This window comes from Streptomyces sp. NPDC048197, assembly GCF_043202395.1.
Lineage (GTDB): Bacteria > Actinomycetota > Actinomycetes > Streptomycetales > Streptomycetaceae > Streptomyces > Streptomyces siderophoricus.
In genome coordinates, this window is record NZ_JBIDAJ010000018.1 from 93,747 (window position 1) to 109,353 (window position 15,607).

The window sequence follows — 15,607 nt, forward strand, 5'->3', positions numbered from 1 at the left end:
CCGTGCTCACGGTGCGTACGGTGCCCACCGTGCGGGGGGTCTGCCGGCTCGGTCGACATGTGCGGGATACCCCTCCGCGGCCTGGGGGACGGATCGGCTGATGCCGGGTCAGCTCGGGGCGCTCACACCGGAACCCGGCTTGTCGCCCGCCAACCCGGCTCCCTAATGTACGTACATCCGTGCATCCGCACAACGCATCGTCCCGCCCGCCCGAGCGGACCTCAGCCGCCGCCCGGGGCGCCCACCCCTGGAGGCCGACCGTGCACTTCGCGCAGTACTACCTCGACTGCCTCTCCCAGGCGTCGTACCTGATCGGTGACGAGACCACCGGACGCGCCGTCCTCGTCGACCCGCGCCGTGACATCGACGACTACCTCCAGGACGCGGCGGCCGCCGGCCTGCGCATCGAGCTCGTCATCGAGACGCATGTGCACGCCGACTTCCTCTCCGGCCACCTCGAACTCGCCCGCGCCACCGGCGCCACCATCGCCTTCGGGGAGGCCGCCCGAACCGGCTTCCCCATACGGCGGTTACGGGACGGCGAGCGCATCTTCCTCGGCGAGGCGGACAACGGCGGGAGCGGGGGCGTCACCCTCACCGTGCTCGCCACCCCTGGCCACACCCTGGAGTCCCTCTGCCTGGTCGTCCACGAAAACCCCGACGACGCCGTACCGTTCGGCGTGCTCACCGGCGACACCCTGTTCGTCGGCGACGTCGGCCGCCCCGACCTGCTCTCCGCCGCCGGCCACTCCCCGCACGACATGGCCGTACGCCTGCACCACTCCCTTCACACCAAACTCCTGACGCTCCCGGACGCGACCCGGGTCTTTCCCGCACACGGCGCCGGGTCGGCCTGCGGCCGGAGCCTCTCCACCGAGACCAGCTCCACCATCGGGGACCAGCGACGCCTCAACTACGCCCTGCAGCCCATGCCGGTGGCCGAATTCGTACGGCTGGTCACCGCCGGACAGCCCGCCACACCCGGTTACTTCGCTCACGACGCTGCCCTCAACCGGGACGGGCACCCGCTCCTGAATGCCGACGAACCGCCCGCCCTCACCCTGGAGGAGGCCCTCGCGGCCCGCGACCAGCAGGGCGCCGTACTGCTGGACTGCCGTCCGCTGGCCTCCTACACGCGGGCGCACCTGAAGGGGTCACTGCACACGAGCCTGGACACGCGGTTCGCGGAGTACGCGGGCAGCGTGGTCGCCCCGGGCACCCCGATCGTGCTGCTCGCCGACCCCGGTAAGGAACGGGAGGCCCGTCTGCGGCTCGCCCGCATCGGCTACGACCACGTCCTCGGCCATCTCCCCGACCCGGCCGCCGTATTGGACCGGGAGCCTGCACTGGTCCGCCGCAGCCACCGCGTCGGTCCTGAGGAACTTCCCGAGGAATGGGTCCAGTTGACCGGCGACAGCTCGGATACGGATATGACTACGGCTACGGCTACGGCTACGGCTGTGGGTTCGGGTACGGGCACGGCTGTGGGTTCGGGTACGGGCTGGGATGCGGCTATGGCTACAGCTATGGCTGCGGCAACGGGTCCCGATACCGGCGGTCGGTTTCCCCGGGCCCAGTTGGTGGACGTCCGCAACCCCGCCGAGTACGCGGCGGGCGCGCTCCCGGGCGCCCGCAGCATCCCGTTGGCCACCCTCCCGGACCGCATCACCGAACTGGACCCGGCCCGCCCGGTCGTCCTCTACTGCCGCAGCGGAAACCGCTCGGTGATCGCGGCGGCCCTCTTGGAGGCGCGGGGGTTCGGGGACGTGTGCGATCTGGAGGGCGGTTACGAGGCGATGGCCAGTACCTGAGGCCGGTACCCGAGGCCGGACATGAGGTGCGAGCGGCGGGCGTGGGGGCCGCGGCCCGGTAGGGGTGGGCGTGGAGGCCGCAGCCCGGGAAGGGCGACCATCGTGGGACGGCCGCTTCCCTCCCCCCGGCCGTCGACCGGTCACTGTCGCCGCCCCGGTTGCCGTACGCGGACGAGTACCAGCGCCCCGCCCGCGACGAAGCAGGCCGCGGCCGGGAACGCCAGGGACGGGCCCGCACCGCCGCCGGCCCTGAGCCCGAGGCCCGCCGTGGCCGTCATCACCGCCTTGGTCAGGCCGGACGCCGCACCGGCGCGCTCGCGGCGTACCACCGCCTGGGTGCCGGTGAGGGCCAGCCCACCGGCCACCCCCAGCGCCGCCGCGGCCACCGTGGCGGCGGTCGCGGTCGCGGCGGTCGTCGCCGTGGGGGTGGTCATCGTGGCGGTCGTCGCCGTGATGGCCGCGGCGGCCCTCGCCGCCAAACCGGTCCCCGCCGCCACCCCGGCCCCCGCCCTCGCCCCCGCCCCCACCCACCCGAGTGCGCAGAGCGCCGCCGCCGCGGTGAACAGGCAGAGCGTCATCACCCGTACGGCCGCCGCGGGACGCACCCGGCCGGCCAGCGGGCCGCCGACGGCCAGTGCCGCGGCCGGAACGAGAAGTGCCGGTTCCGCGCCGGGCGCCGGCCACCCCCGCCCGCGCGACAGCAGCAGGGGGAGGACGTACAGCAGCGCCACCGTCGCGGCGTTGGCCACCGCCCCGGCCGCGGTCAGCGCCACGTACGGCCGGTTGCGGAACAACGAGGGGTCCAGGAGCGGCACGGGCGAACGGCGCCCACCCCGGTGCTGCCGTGCCGCCCGGCGCTCGGCCCGTACGAACAGCGCGCCGAACAGCGCCGCGACGGCACCCCAGAGCCCGTCGGCGGGCTGCTGCAACCAGCGGGCCAGGCAGGCGAGCGCCCCGGTGGCGGTGACCGCACCGATGACGTCGAGGGGGCGCGGGTCGGCGGCGCGCGAGGCGGGCGCACGCAGGGCGCAGAGCGCGGCGATCGCGGCCGGCGGCACCGTGAGCCAGAAGACGGCCCGCCAGGACACCGAAGCGGCCAACACACCGCCCAGGAACGGCCCACAGACCGTGGCCACCCCCGCCAGGCCCAGCGCCCTGCCGATGGCCCGGCGACCACCAACTCCCCGTCCCTCGTGCCCCGGTGGGGACATGTTCGTCAGCAGTGCCAACCCGGTGGGCATGATCAACGCACCACCCGCCCCTTGGAGCACCCGCGCCGCCACCAGGAGCGGCAGCGAGGGCGCGAGCGCACAGAGGGAGGCGGCGGCCGCGAACAGCACCAACCCGACGAGCAGCATCCGACGCCGGCCGTAGAGATCCCCGAGCCGACCGGCGACCGGCATCAACGAACCGGCGGCCAGCAGATATCCGCTGACGGTCCATGCGGCGGTGGCCGCGGAGCCGTGCAGCTCGGCACGGATGACGGGCAGCGCGGGATGCAACGCGAACGAGTCCAGCTGAACGCAGAAGGCGCCGGTCGCAACGGCCGCCAGCGCCCATCGGGCCTGGCGCCGCGCCGCCGGCCCCTGCCGCCGCCTGGACGGCGCGGAAGCGGGCATGGGCATCGGCATCGGTGTGGGCTCGGACATGGAAAGGGACGGACCACCTCTCACGGGTGCGCTGCCAGCCAGCCGACGAACGCCAGCCGACGAACGCCAACCGACGCGGTGCACGGGCCTACGGCTAGTGCCTACGGCCAGCGCCGCGCGCCATGCCGTACGCGACATCCGGCCGTGCGTCATGCCGTACGCGACATCCGGCCGTGGGGCATGCCGTACGCGACGTGCTTCGTGGCGGCGTGCTTCGTGCGACGGCTCCGTACGACGGCTTCGTGCGACGTGCGGCAGGCAACGGAAGACGCCAAAACCGAAAACGGAAGCGGAAAGGAGGGATGAAGTGCACCGGAAGGGGCAGGACTTCAGTGCGCTAGCCGGCTGCCTGGGTGCGAGAAGGGGCGGGCGCGGAGCCCCGTACAGCGGACGTTCAGCGATCGTTGATCGGTGATCTCCATGCTGATCCGCATGTTGCGCCGTGTGATCACCAAGCATGCAGACCCCGCCGGGGAAATACAAGAGCCCGATTCCTCGCGGATCGCCCTCACCTGGAGCGGGGAACCGGGCCGCCTTGAAGAGCTCACCCACGGCATGCTCCTCGACCAGGCCGAACGGGCCGCCGGCGCGCTCGCCCGGCTCGGGGTCCGGGCCGGTGACCGGGTCGCGGTGCACCTGCCGCTGGTGCCGGAATCCGTGATCGCCACGCTCGCCTGCGGTCGGCTGGAGGCGATCCGGACGACCCTGCCGGTCTCCCTGACGGTGCCCGAACTCGTGGCGCGTACGCGGGAGTCGTCGGCGCGGGTGGTGATCACGGCGGACGCGGCGTTCTGGGACGGGGCGGTACGGCCGGTGAAGCCGCTGCTCGACCACGCACTGGCGCGCGCCGCCGCGTCGGGGCAGACGCCCGTAGGGAAGGTCCTGGTGGTGAACCGCTGCTCCCGGCCGGTCTCCTGGAAGCCGGGCCGCGACCTGTGGTGGCACGAGGCGCTGGAGGGACGGACAGCCGCCTGCCGGTAGGGGAGGGTCTCGCTCTCTCCCGCACACGTCACCCACTGAGGCCACAAAAACGGGCGAACCGCCCAGTACCTTCCTAGCGTGGGCCTCGTGCCCCAGCACCCGGACGCCGCCCCACCCGCCCCTGCCGCCACCCCGGCCGGGCCCGCCGGGACCCAGGCGGACAACGCAACCGGAACGCCTGCGGCAACCAGCAGAGCCAAGCCGACCAACGCCACCAAAACGCCCGACGGCGACACCACGCCGACCTGCGGCTCCGGGTCGACCTACGGCGCCGGGCCGACCAGCGGCAGCGAGACGACCAGCGGTAGCGAGGTGGTCGGCGGTATCGAGGCGACCAACGGTAGCCAGGTGACCGGCGATAGCCAGATGACCGGCGATAGCGGGGCGACCGGCGGTAGCGAGGTGACCGGCCGCCCTCAAGCCCCCGTGGGCCCGCCGCCGACCAGGTCAACAGCGACCGTCCGCGCCCCACTCATAACCTCCGCCGTCGCGCTGCTCCCCGCCATTGCGCTGCTCCTCGCCCTCGCCCTCGTTCTCGCCATGGCCCTCGCCCTCGTCCTGGGCGGCCGCCTGCTCCGGGACTCCGACTCGACGCTGCTCCTGTACGCCGTGGCCACCGTCTTCTGCGCCATCCGCGTCGCCTACCGCCACACCGTCCAGGTCAGCGAACCCCTCGCCCGCCGCCTGCTCCGACAGGGCCGGCACACCCTCTTCTCCCGCGGGAATTTCCGTAAAGCGCCCACCGCCCTGCCCCAACTGGCGACCACCTACCGGGGCTTCCTGAAATTCCTCGGCGCCCGTTCCACCGCCCCCTGGGCCGCCCAGCAACTCGCCTTCCGGGGCTGCCTGCTCGCCGCGCTGATCACCTTGCCCCTCGCCTGGGGACGGACGGGTCACCGGCACCGCATCGACCGGCGCCGACCCTGGCCCGGGCTACGCCATGCGCCTCTGGGCCCCGAAAACCCCCGGTTTTCCTCCCTCCGACGCCTTCGGCCGGGCCCTGTGCCACGGCCTCCACGTCGCCGCCGGCCTCGTCATCGCGGGCGCCGGCCATTTCCTGTGGCGCCACCTACGCGACCGAACAGCCGACACCGGCCAGCGATTTGCCTACGACGTCGTCCCGCTGTTGCCCCCTGCTCGCGGCAGCGCCGACCTCTCACAGGTCAACGGGGGTTCAAGTGACGTACCTGTTCCAGGTCCATCTGAAAGGTGACCGGCCCATGCCCTCCCCTCACTCATCATCCGCACCCGCTCGCCACTCCCTCCCCGGCAGCACCGACCGGACGCGCCCCCACAAGCGCAGCCACGCCTCACAGAGCCCGCCGACCCGGCCCAACGGCGGCCAGCGCCCGCGCCCCATACCCACCCACGACAAGGGCCACTAGGCATCGGCGCCGCAGGGGGAACGCGGGGGGCTGAGGGACGTGCCGGAGGCCGTCGGCGTCGGGGCGGTGTACCGCGGAAGGAGTGCCGAGGGCCCTTGCCGCTCGGTGGCTTCGTTGGGCTCGCCCGTACTCTGGAGGGGTGAGTACCACCCCTGATTCCGAGCGGGATGCTGAGCCCCAGGCCGCTCCTGCTGCCCCGGACTCCGCCGTCGAAGGAGACGGTGACCGTGGGCAGGAAGCTGCCTCCGAGGCCGCGTCCGAGCCCGCGACCGTGGCCCCTCGGCGGGCGACCCCCAAGGCTGCCGCGGCGCTGATCTTCGACGACCCGCTGAACCAGCAGTCCTCGGACGACACCGACAGGGGCTGGGGCGAACGGCCGGCCGGTGGAGACAGCGCCTCCGACCTCGCCCGTTTCCTCGCCGAGAAGCCGCCCCATCACCTCTGAGATCCCAGAGATCCCAAAGCCCGGCCGCCGGGCGTGGCCGCTTCCGACCTGCTACCTCTGCGTCTTCTGAGTGCCGATCGTGCCCGAGGTGGAGGAGGGCACGGGGGCAGAGGTAGTGCGCTGGGCGATGAGGGCGTCGCGGATCTCGGTGAGCAGCTCGACCTCGGTCGGGGCCAGCGGGGCGTCGTCGACGGGCTTCCTGGCAGCCTGGCGCTCCTTCCACTTGTTCATCGGAAGGATCATGAGGAAGTAGACGACCCCGGCGGTGATCAGGAAGGTCAGTGCGGAACTGAGCACCGAACCCCAGAGGATGTAGATCCCGTCGGTGAACGCGCCCGTCTTCTTGTCCGTGTGGCAGGTGGTGAGGCACGCCTTGTAGTTGTCGAGGTTCTGCGAACCCAGAGCGCCGACGATCGGGTTGATCACGCCCTTGACCACGGCGTTGACGATGTTGGTGAACGCCGCACCGACAACGACCGCGACCGCGAGTTCGATGACGTTGCCCCGCATCAGGAATTCCTTGAACCCCTGCAGGACGCCCTTGCTCTCGCTCACCTGACAGCCTCTTTCCACGCTCACGACGCTCACCACGGACGGTGCACGAACAATCAGCACCGCAACTTACGGCAGGGCACGGCAGAGCTGTCCAGTCGGGCAACACGGACATTGGTTTCTTGCGGTGGACCGGTCCGGCGGTTCCGGTGCGGGCGGTGCGCCACCGTTGGCGCGACCGGCCCCGGTCCTCCGCGGCAGGTGCCCCGCCACTCGCAGCAGTCTCGCGGGCGGTGTGCAGGGAAGCCACTCGATCTTGCGGCATGGCTACCGCCCTCCCAGGGCCGCCGTCGACGGGCAGCCCGTCGCGGGTAAGGCTCGTACGGCCCCATACGAGGCCGCGCCGGCCAGTGCTGCGGCGGTCATCGCGAGCCCGGCGATCAGCATCCGGCGGGGCCCGACCCTGCCCCATCGGCCCCTGCCGCCGCCGGCTCGTACCGGTGGAAAGTGGGGCACTTCACACCGTGGGGGAGTGGGGAGGGGTGGCGACGAGAGGTCGGGCGGAAGGTCGACCGAGAGGTCGGACGAGAGGTCGCGCGGAAGGTCGGCCGAGAGATCGGAGGGGAGATCAGTAGAGGGAACGGGAGAGCGCGAGGCGAGTGGGGTGTACGGCGTGGTGGGCATGGTGGTCCGCCTTGGCTGGTGAGGGGCTCGTCGGTAACTCGGAGATCGGCGACTCGGAGATCGGCGACTCGGAGATCGGCGACTCGGAGGTCGCAGATCGGAGATCGGAGATCGGACGAGCCTTGATGGAATCGGCGAGCACCACCGTGCCGTGTCGCGCCCGTGCCTGCTGTGGCCTGTGGAGAAGCTTCGGGATGTGGATAACTTCGCCACCCGGGTGGGGGACGGGGAACGAGCGGGGCAGGGAAAAGGTGGGGGCCCGGGCCTGGCCCCAGCCCGTGCCTGACCGCAGAGCCGGCCCTGGTCCCAGGCCCGGCCTGTCCCCGGCCCGCCAGGCGTCTTACGGCAGTTCGATGCCCAGGTCCCAGCCCGCGTGGGCGTCGGCGCAGGGGCAGGTGCGGTCGTTGGACCGGGGCAGGGCGGCGACCGCGTCGAAGAGGACCTCGCGGAGCCGGCCGACATTCTGGGCGAAGACCTGGAGGACTTCCTCGTGGGAGACGCCGTCGCCGGTCTCGGTGCCCGCGTCCAGGTCGGTGACCAGGGTCAACGAGGTGTAGCAGAGGCTCAGTTCGCGGGCCAGGACGGCCTCGGGGTGGCCGGTCATGCCGACCACGGACCAGCCCTGGGCGGCGTGCCAGCGGGATTCGGCGCGGGTCGAGAAGCGCGGGCCCTCGATGACGACGAGCGTGCCGCCGTCGACCGGCTCCCACTCGCGGCCGCGGGCGGCAGCGAGGGCGGCCTGGCGGCCGGCCGGGCAGTAGGGGTCGGCGAACGTCAGGTGGACGACGTTGGGGACGCTCCCGTCAGGCAGCGGCTCGCCGTCGAAGTAGGTCTGGACGCGGGCCTTGGTGCGGTCCACGAGCTGGTCGGGGACCAGTAGCGTGCCGGGGCCGTATTCGGGGCGCAGCCCGCCGACCGCGCAGGGGCCGAGGACCTGGCGTACGCCGAGCGAGCGCAGCGCCCACAGGTTGGCGCGGTAGTTGATGCGGTGCGGCGGGAGGCGGTGGTCGCGGCCGTGCCGGGGGAGGAAGGCGACCTGGCGGCCGGCGATCTCGCCGAGGAACACCGAGTCGCTGGGGCGACCGTAGGGGGTGTCGACCGTGATCTCGGTCACGTCGTCGAGGAAGGAGTAGAAGCCCGATCCGCCTATTACGCCTATTTCCGCGTCAGCCATGGCGGTCACCTTAGCGGGGGCGGCCACCGCGAGATCCGCCACCCCGGAGGCGTACATGCAGCGGACCGGGGCGGCAGAGGGTTGGCCAACAGTGATCCTGCATGCAGTGCCCCGCACGCAGCAGGCCCCGCCGTCCGACGACGGCGGGGCCCGAAGATGTCTGTGCTGTCTGTGCTGCCAGCGCTGCCGGTCAGGCTCAGGCCGCGGAGCTGGTGCTCGACGCGTTGCCGGAGGACGACGCGGCGGACGCGGACGGCTTGCTGTCGGAGCTGGAGCTGCTCGACGAGGAGCCGGCGGAGTCCGAGGACGACGTCGTGCTCGACGAGGAGGAGCTCTTCGCGGGGCTGCTGCTGGACGACGAGCCGCGGCTGTCGTTGCGGTAGAAGCCGGAACCCTTGAAGACGATGCCGACCGCGGAGAACACCTTCTTGAGGCGTCCGTTGCAGCTGGGGCACTCCGTCAGCGCGTCGTCGGTGAACTTCTGCACCGCCTCAAGGCCCTCGCCGCACGCGGTGCACTGGTACTGGTAGGTCGGCACTTGACTTCCTCCTGGCACTCTCACTCGATGAGTGCTAACGACGCTCCATATTGCAGTATTCCGGCGCGTCAGTCCACTGCGACCGGGCAGACGGTGACCGACCCCACGTCCGGGGCCGGTCCGCGACGGACGGCGCCAGGCGTTCCCCGGCACCCCGCCGACACCGTTCGACGCCCCCCGGTTACCCGTCCGCCCCCATCCGCGTCCGTCCCGTCACGCGTTCGCCAGCTCCCGCCCGCGGTCCTCGGCCGCCGTGCCCGCTCCGGCGCCGGAGTCGGCCCCGGACGCCGTGTCCGGCCGGTCCGCGTCGGCCGCGGCGGACGAGGTGCGCGGCAGCAGGTGGGCGCGCAGGGCCAGCAGCACCACCAGGGCCAGGGCCGTGCCGGCCAGGGGGACCAGGAAGCCGGTGCTGGGGGTGAAGCGGTCGGTGAGCTGGCCGGCGGAGGTGGCGGCGGCGGCCTGGCCCAGGGCGACCGCGCCGGTCAGCCAGGTGAACGCCTCCGTGCGGGCGGCGGCCGGGACCAGGGACTCGACCAGGGTGTAGCCGGTGATCAGGGCGGGGGCGATGCAGAGGCCGACGACCAGGCCGACGGCGCCCAGCAGCGGTACCGCGGTCACCGCCCACAGCGGGGTGGTGGCCAGCGCCAGCAGCCCGTAGGCGACCAGCAGCCGGCGGCGCGGGCCGACCTTCCAGGCGATGGCGCCGCAGGCGATCCCGGCGAGCATGTTGCCGCCGGCGAAGATCCCGTAGAGCAGGCCGTTGATGCCGGGCTGGCCGATGGCCTGGGTGAACGCGGTCAGTGAGACCTGCATGCCGCCGAAGACGGCGCCGATGCCGAGGAACGCCACGATCAGCACGCGGACGCCGGGGACCGACAGGGCCGAGACGCGCGGCCGGTCGTCGGCCTGCGCGCGGTGGACGGGCGGCTGGGTGCGGCGCTGGGAGGCGAAGAGCAGGCCGCCGGCGAGGGTCAGTACGGCCTCGGCGATCAGGCCGGCGGCCGGGTGGATGCCGGTGCACAGCGCGGTCGCCAGGACCGGGCCGACCACGAAGGTGAACTCGTCGGTCACCGACTCGAAGGCGGCTGCCGTCGGCATCAGCGGGCTGCCGCCGAGGCGGGATGCCCAGCGGGCCCGCACCATCGGGCCGACCTGCGGAGTCGAGGCGCCCGTGGGGACGGCCACGGCGAGCAGCGCCCACAGGGGGGCGTGCGCCAGGGCCAGGACGATCAGCGCCGCGACGCCGGCGGTGTGCACGAGGACGCCGGGGATCAGCACCGCGCGCTGGCCGAAACGGTCGGCGAGCTTGCCGCTCTGCGGGGCGAACAGTGCCATCGAGACACCGGTGGCGGCCGAGACCGCGCCGGCGGTGCCGTAGGAGCCGGTGGTGGACTGGACGAGCAGCACGATGCCGATGGTCAGCATCGCGAACGGCTGCCGGGCCAGAAAGCCGGGCAGGAGGAAGGTCCACGCACCAGGGGTGCGGAGCAGTTGTCCGTAACCGGGACGGGATTGCTTGACCGCGGATGCCACGGCCGGGCCTTTCTGCCGCCTGGTAGCGCGTCGCCGAGAGGTCGTCACGGGTACGCGCCGAGAGCTGTCCTCTCGCGCTGGACCGAGTGATACCGCGTGGTCCGCACCCCGAGAGGTGGCTGCAGGTGGCAGGGGACCGCGGCCGCCGAGCGGTCGCGCCAGCTCTGCATCAGGCAGAGGTGGTTCGTCAGTTGTTCCTTCTTGATTGTACAGGCCCGGGCGGGTGAAGCCCTGGGATTAGCCAGCGCTTCACCTGCTTTTCCTTGGGTTGCTTGGAGATGTCCGCCACATTGCCTGGCGGCCCGCAATCGTGGAGCCCTACGGACGTCAGCGGTGGCCGTGGCCGTGTCCGCGCCGTCGCGGGGCGCCGCCGGTGCCCAGCCAGCCGGCCAGCTTGCCGCCCCGGGAGACCGCCTGCAGCCGCCGCTCGGCCGCGTCGCGCACCGGGTCCGTGGCGACGACCAGCAGTTCGTCGCCGCGGCGCAGCACGGTCGACGGCGACGGCACGAAGCTGGAGCCGTCCCGGACGACGAGGGTGACCGCGGCACCCGCCGGCATCCGCAGCTCGCCGACCTCGACGCCGTGCATCCGCGAGGCCGGCCCGATGGACGTCGACAGCAGATGGCCGCGCAGCCGCTCCAGCGGGGCGGACTCGATGCCCAGGTCGGCGGGCTCCTCGCCGTCGCCCAGCCGGAGGTGCCGGGCGAGCCAGGGCAGGGTCGGTCCCTGGATCAGGGTGTAGACCACGACCAGGACGAAGACGATGTTGAAGACGCCCTCGCTGCCGGGGACGGCGCCCACCATCGGGATGGTGGCCAGCACGATGGGGACCGCGCCGCGCAGCCCGGCCCACGACAGCAGGGTCTTCTCCTGCCAGGGCACGTGGAACGGCAGCAGCGAGACGAACACCGACGTCGGGCGGGCGACGAGGGTCAGGATCATGCCGATGACCAGGGCCGGCACCACGTCGTCGAGGAGGTTGTGCGGGGTGACCAGCAGGCCCAGCAGGACGAACATGCCGATCTGGCCGATCCAGCCGAGCCCCTCGGCGAAGCCGCGGGTGGCCGGGGCGTGCGGCAGTTTGGCGTTGCCGAGGATCATCGCGGCCAGGTAGACGGCGAGGAAGCCCGAGCCGTGCGCCAGGGCGCCGGCGGCGTAGGCGGAGACCGCGATGGCCATGACGGCGATGGGGTAGAGACCGGAGGCCGGCAGCGCCACGTGCCGCATGCAGTAGGCGCCGAGCCAGCCGATCGCGAGGCCGAGGGCGGCGCCGATCGCCAGCTCCAGGGCGATCTCACCGAGGAGGACGTACCAGTGGTCGACCTCCCGCGCGGTGGAGAAGGCGACGACCAGGATGACCACCGGGGCGTCGTTGAAGCCGGATTCCGCTTCGAGGACACCCGAGAGCCGGGCCGGCAGCGGCACGCTGCGCAGCACGGAGAAGACCGCCGCGGCGTCCGTGGACGAGACCACGGCGCCGATCAGCAGCGCCTGCCGCCAGCCGAGTCCGGCCAGGTAGTGCGCTCCGGCCGCGGTGACCCCCACGCTCACCGCGACGCCGACCGTCGACAGCACCGCCGCCTGGGGCAGTGCCGGCTTGATCTCTTTCCATTTGGTGCCCAGACCGCCCTCGGCGAGGATCACGACCAGCGCGGCATAGCCCAGGAGTTGGGTCAGCTCGGCGTCGTCGAAGACGACCCCGCCGAGACCGTCCTGGCCCATGGCGATGCCTATCCCCAGGTAGATGAGCAGGCTGGGGAGCCCGCTGCGCGAGGAGAGCCGTACCGCGGCGACCGCGATGAGCAGTACGAGCGAGCAGAGCAGCAGGAGTTCGTTGAGGTGGTCGACAGTCAGGAGCTGGTCCTTCCTCGCACGGGTTCCGAAAATCGACGGTCCGGGGGTGGTCTTCGGGCGCTCTTTCCTTACCGTATCTAGTTACTGAGGCTAACAATTTACCATTGCTTGAAGGTTGGGGGTGCTGGCGGTGACTCCGCGTAGGGGTCGCCGAACCCGTGCGCCTATGGTTGCTCCAGCACTCCCACCCTGCCCCTCGAAGGACAGAGATGCCCGCCAACAAGTCCGGCCCAGTCCCCAGGAAGAAGAAGGGGCGGCGCGGCCGCCTCGTCGCCATCACGGTCGTGCTGCTGCTCGTGGCGGGCATCGGCTTCGGCGCGTTCTGGGGAGTCAGCACAGTACGGGCCTCGTTCCCGCAGACCACCGGCTCGCTCAAACTCCCGGGCCTGGCCGACCCGGTGGACGTCGTCCGTGACGCCAACGGCATCCCGCAGATCTACGCCGACACCGACGAGGACCTCTTCCGCGCCCAGGGCTACGTCCAGGCCCAGGACCGCTTCTGGGAGATGGACGTCCGGCGCCACATGACCGCTGGCCGGCTGTCCGAGATGTTCGGCAAGAGCCAGGTCAAGACCGATGAGTTCCTGCGCACACTGGGCTGGCACCGGGTCGCGCAGCAGGAGTACGACACCAAGCTCTCGCCCAGCACCAAGAAGTACCTCCAGGCGTACTCCGCCGGCGTCAACGCCTACCTCAAGGACCACGAGGGCTCGGCGCTCTCCCTGGAGTACGCGGCGCTGGACTTCGAGAACGACTACAAGCCCGAGAAGTGGACGCCGGCCGACTCGGTGGCCTGGCTCAAGGCGATGGCCTGGGACCTGCGCGGCAACATGCAGGAAGAGATCGACCGGTCCCTGATGACCAGCCGCTTCGGCCAGCAGCAGATCAACGAGCTCTACCCGGCATACCCGTACAAGCGGAACAAGCCGATCGTGGACGGCGGCGCGGTCGACCCGGCCACCAAGAAGTTCACGCCCAAGGGCTCGGCCAACGCCACCCCGGCCGGCGGCGCCGTCACCGGACTCCGGTCCCAGCTGTCCTCGCTGTCCAAGACGGTGAACGAGGTCCCGGCGCTGCTCGGCCCCAACGGCAACGGCATCGGCTCCAACTCCTGGGTCGTCTCCGGCGCGCACACCACCACCGGCAAGCCGCTGCTCGCCAACGACCCGCACCTGGCACCGCAGATGCCCTCGCTCTGGTACCAGATGGGCCTGCACTGCCGTAACACCGGCCCCAAGTGCGGCTACGACGTCTCCGGCTTCACCTTCTCCGGGATGCCCGGCGTCGTCATCGGCCACAACCAGGACATCTCCTGGGGCATGACCAACCTCGGCGCCGACGTCACCGACCTGTACCTGGAGAAGGTCAACGCCGACGGCTACCTCTACGACAACCGGCAGCGGCCGTTCCGCACGCGCAAGGAGACCATCAAGGTCGCCGGCGGCGAGAGCCGCCAGATCACCGTCCGCGCCACCAACAACGGCCCGATCGTCTCCGACCGCGACGACGAACTCGGCAACGTCGGCAAGGACGCCCCCGTGGGCAACGCCGCCCCGGACCGCGGCGACGGCTACGCCGTCTCGCTCCGCTGGACCGCGCTCGACCCCGGCCGCTCCATGGACGCCGTCTTCGAGCTCAACCGCGCCCACGACTGGACCGGCTTCCGCAAGGCCGCCGCGCACTTCGAGGTGCCCTCGCAGAACCTGGTCTACGCCGACGCCAAGGGCAACATCGGCTACCAGGCACCCGGCCGGATCCCGGTCCGCGGCAAGGGCGACGGCCACTTCGACGGCACCTACCCGGCGCCCGGCTGGGACCCCCGCTACCAGTGGAAGAGCTACATCCCGCAGGCCGCCCTGCCGTACGAGTACAACCCCGAGCGCGGCTACATCGTCACCGCCAACCAGGCCGTCACCGACGAGAAGTACCCGTACCTGATCACCAAGGACTGGGGCTACGGCTCCCGCAGCCAGCGGATCAACGACCTGATCGAGTCGAAGATCAAGGACGGCGGCAAGGTCTCCACCGACGACATGCAGGCCTTCCAGAAGGACAACAGCAGTGAGATCGCCCGGCTGCTGACGCCCTACCTGACGAAGATCGACATCAAGGACAAGTACGTCCGCGACGCCCAGCAGCTGCTGGAGGGCTGGGACTTCACCCAGGAGCCCGACTCCGCCGCGGCCGCCTACTTCAACGCCGTCTGGCGCAACACCCTCAAGCTCGCCTTCGGGAACAAGATGCCCAAGGAGCTGCGCCCCGAGGGCCAGTGCCTGACCGTCCGCCCGGCCGACGAGACCGGCCCCGCCGACGAGAACGACACCTACGTCCGCGAATGCGGCGAGCGGGCCGGCGACACCGCCCAGCCCGACGGCGGCGACCGCTGGTACGAGGTCGTCCGCAACATCCTCGACGACCCCGGCAACGCCTGGTGGAAGACCGAGGACCGGCCCGGCCGCCCCGGCGACAAGAACCGCGACCAGCTCCTCGCGCACGCCATGAAGGACGCCCGCTACGAACTGACCTCCAAGCTGGGCAAGAACATCGACAACTGGACCTGGGGCCGGCTGCACCAGATGTTCCTGAAGAACCAGACCCTGGGCACCGACGGCCCCGGGATGCTGCAGGGCCTGTTCAACCGCGGCCCGTGGAACCTCGGCGGCGGTGAGGCCGCGGTCGACGCCACCGGCTGGAACGCGGCCGGCGGCTACAAGGTCACCTGGGTGCCGTCGATGCGGATGGTCGTCAACCTCGCCGACCTCGACAAGTCCCGCTGGATCAACCTCACCGGCGCCTCCGGCCACGCCTACGAGTCCCACTACTACGACCAGACCGACAAGTGGGCCAAGGGCGAGCTGCTGCCCTGGGCGTACAGCGAGGACGCCGTCAAGAAGGCCGGCAAGGACACCCTGACGCTGTCGCCGTAAGGCCGAAGCCGTCACGAGCCGCCGGGCGGGCCGGAGATCTCCCACGGGACGATCTCCGGCCCGCCCGGCGGCGTCCGGGCCCGGTCCGGTGGTCCGCCCGCGGGTCCGGCCGCGACCGGTGGCTCCGTGTGCGC

At 71.7% G+C, this 15,607-nt stretch carries 11 protein-coding genes; 4 read left to right on the forward strand and 7 right to left on the reverse strand.

Annotated features, from left to right (window positions below):
* The first annotated feature begins 260 nt into the window (after positions 1–260).
* On the forward strand, positions 261–1,811 hold the full coding sequence (locus tag ACGF4C_RS23590; RefSeq protein ID WP_393568789.1) for a rhodanese-like domain-containing protein: 1,551 nt from the start codon (positions 261–263) through the stop codon (positions 1,809–1,811).
* Between the two features lie 140 nt (positions 1,812–1,951).
* On the opposite strand, the gene ACGF4C_RS23595 is transcribed toward ACGF4C_RS23590, so the two are convergent.
* Positions 1,952–3,460 carry an MFS transporter gene (locus ACGF4C_RS23595; RefSeq protein ID WP_393568790.1) on the reverse strand — a complete coding sequence of 503 codons (1,509 nt, stop codon included), beginning with the start codon at positions 3,458–3,460 and terminating at the stop codon, positions 1,952–1,954.
* Positions 3,461–3,892: 432 nt separating this feature from the next.
* Here ACGF4C_RS23595 and ACGF4C_RS23600 point away from each other — a divergent pair, with 432 nt between their 5' ends.
* On the forward strand, positions 3,893–4,441 hold the full coding sequence (locus tag ACGF4C_RS23600; RefSeq protein ID WP_393568791.1) for an AMP-binding protein: 549 nt from the start codon (positions 3,893–3,895) through the stop codon (positions 4,439–4,441).
* Between the two features lie 447 nt (positions 4,442–4,888).
* Here the strand turns inward: ACGF4C_RS23600 and ACGF4C_RS23605 are convergent, their stop codons facing one another.
* Positions 4,889–5,338: a hypothetical protein gene (locus ACGF4C_RS23605; RefSeq protein WP_393568792.1), complete on the reverse strand. Its 450-nt coding sequence runs from the start codon at positions 5,336–5,338 to the stop codon at positions 4,889–4,891.
* A 627-nt stretch (positions 5,339–5,965) separates the two neighbouring features.
* On the opposite strand from ACGF4C_RS23605, the gene ACGF4C_RS23610 reads away from it, so the two are divergent.
* Positions 5,966–6,271: a hypothetical protein gene (locus ACGF4C_RS23610; protein ID WP_393568793.1), complete on the forward strand. Its 306-nt coding sequence runs from the start codon at positions 5,966–5,968 to the stop codon at positions 6,269–6,271.
* A 51-nt stretch (positions 6,272–6,322) separates the two neighbouring features.
* On the opposite strand, the gene mscL is transcribed toward ACGF4C_RS23610, so the two are convergent.
* The 5 genes from mscL to ACGF4C_RS23635 form a co-directional block, all read right to left on the reverse strand.
* Positions 6,323–6,826 carry a large conductance mechanosensitive channel protein MscL gene (mscL, locus tag ACGF4C_RS23615; protein WP_393568794.1) on the reverse strand — a complete coding sequence of 168 codons (504 nt, stop codon included), beginning with the start codon at positions 6,824–6,826 and terminating at the stop codon, positions 6,323–6,325.
* Positions 6,827–7,787: 961 nt separating this feature from the next.
* Positions 7,788–8,621, reverse strand: a complete 834-nt coding sequence (locus ACGF4C_RS23620; RefSeq protein WP_393568795.1) for an S-methyl-5'-thioadenosine phosphorylase — start codon at positions 8,619–8,621, stop codon at positions 7,788–7,790.
* A 196-nt stretch (positions 8,622–8,817) separates the two neighbouring features.
* Positions 8,818–9,159, reverse strand: coding sequence for an FmdB family zinc ribbon protein (locus ACGF4C_RS23625; RefSeq protein WP_393568796.1), 342 nt, complete (start codon positions 9,157–9,159; stop codon positions 8,818–8,820).
* 213 nt (positions 9,160–9,372) lie between these two features.
* Entirely contained in the window at positions 9,373–10,692 is a 1,320-nt protein-coding gene (locus tag ACGF4C_RS23630) for an MFS transporter (protein WP_393568797.1), read from the reverse strand.
* A 327-nt stretch (positions 10,693–11,019) separates the two neighbouring features.
* On the reverse strand, positions 11,020–12,546 hold the full coding sequence (locus tag ACGF4C_RS23635; RefSeq protein WP_393568859.1) for a potassium/proton antiporter: 1,527 nt from the start codon (positions 12,544–12,546) through the stop codon (positions 11,020–11,022).
* A 209-nt stretch (positions 12,547–12,755) separates the two neighbouring features.
* On the opposite strand from ACGF4C_RS23635, the gene ACGF4C_RS23640 reads away from it, so the two are divergent.
* A complete protein-coding gene (locus tag ACGF4C_RS23640) occupies positions 12,756–15,473 on the forward strand; it encodes a penicillin acylase family protein (protein ID WP_393568798.1) in 2,718 nt (905 codons plus the stop codon).
* Positions 15,474–15,607 lie beyond the last annotated feature (134 nt).

What these genes read in the sequence shown, in the direction of transcription:
- ACGF4C_RS23640 (WP_393568798.1), top strand. Translation starts at nt 12,756, where the DNA reads ATGCCCGCCAACAAGTCCGGCCCAGTCCCCAGGAAGAAGAAGGGGCGG.
- ACGF4C_RS23600 (WP_393568791.1), top strand. Translation starts at nt 3,893, where the DNA reads ATGTTGCGCCGTGTGATCACCAAGCATGCAGACCCCGCCGGGGAAATA.
- ACGF4C_RS23595 (WP_393568790.1), bottom strand. Translation starts at nt 3,460, where the DNA reads ATGTCCGAGCCCACACCGATGCCGATGCCCATGCCCGCTTCCGCGCCG.
- ACGF4C_RS23620 (WP_393568795.1), bottom strand. Translation starts at nt 8,621, where the DNA reads ATGGCTGACGCGGAAATAGGCGTAATAGGCGGATCGGGCTTCTACTCC.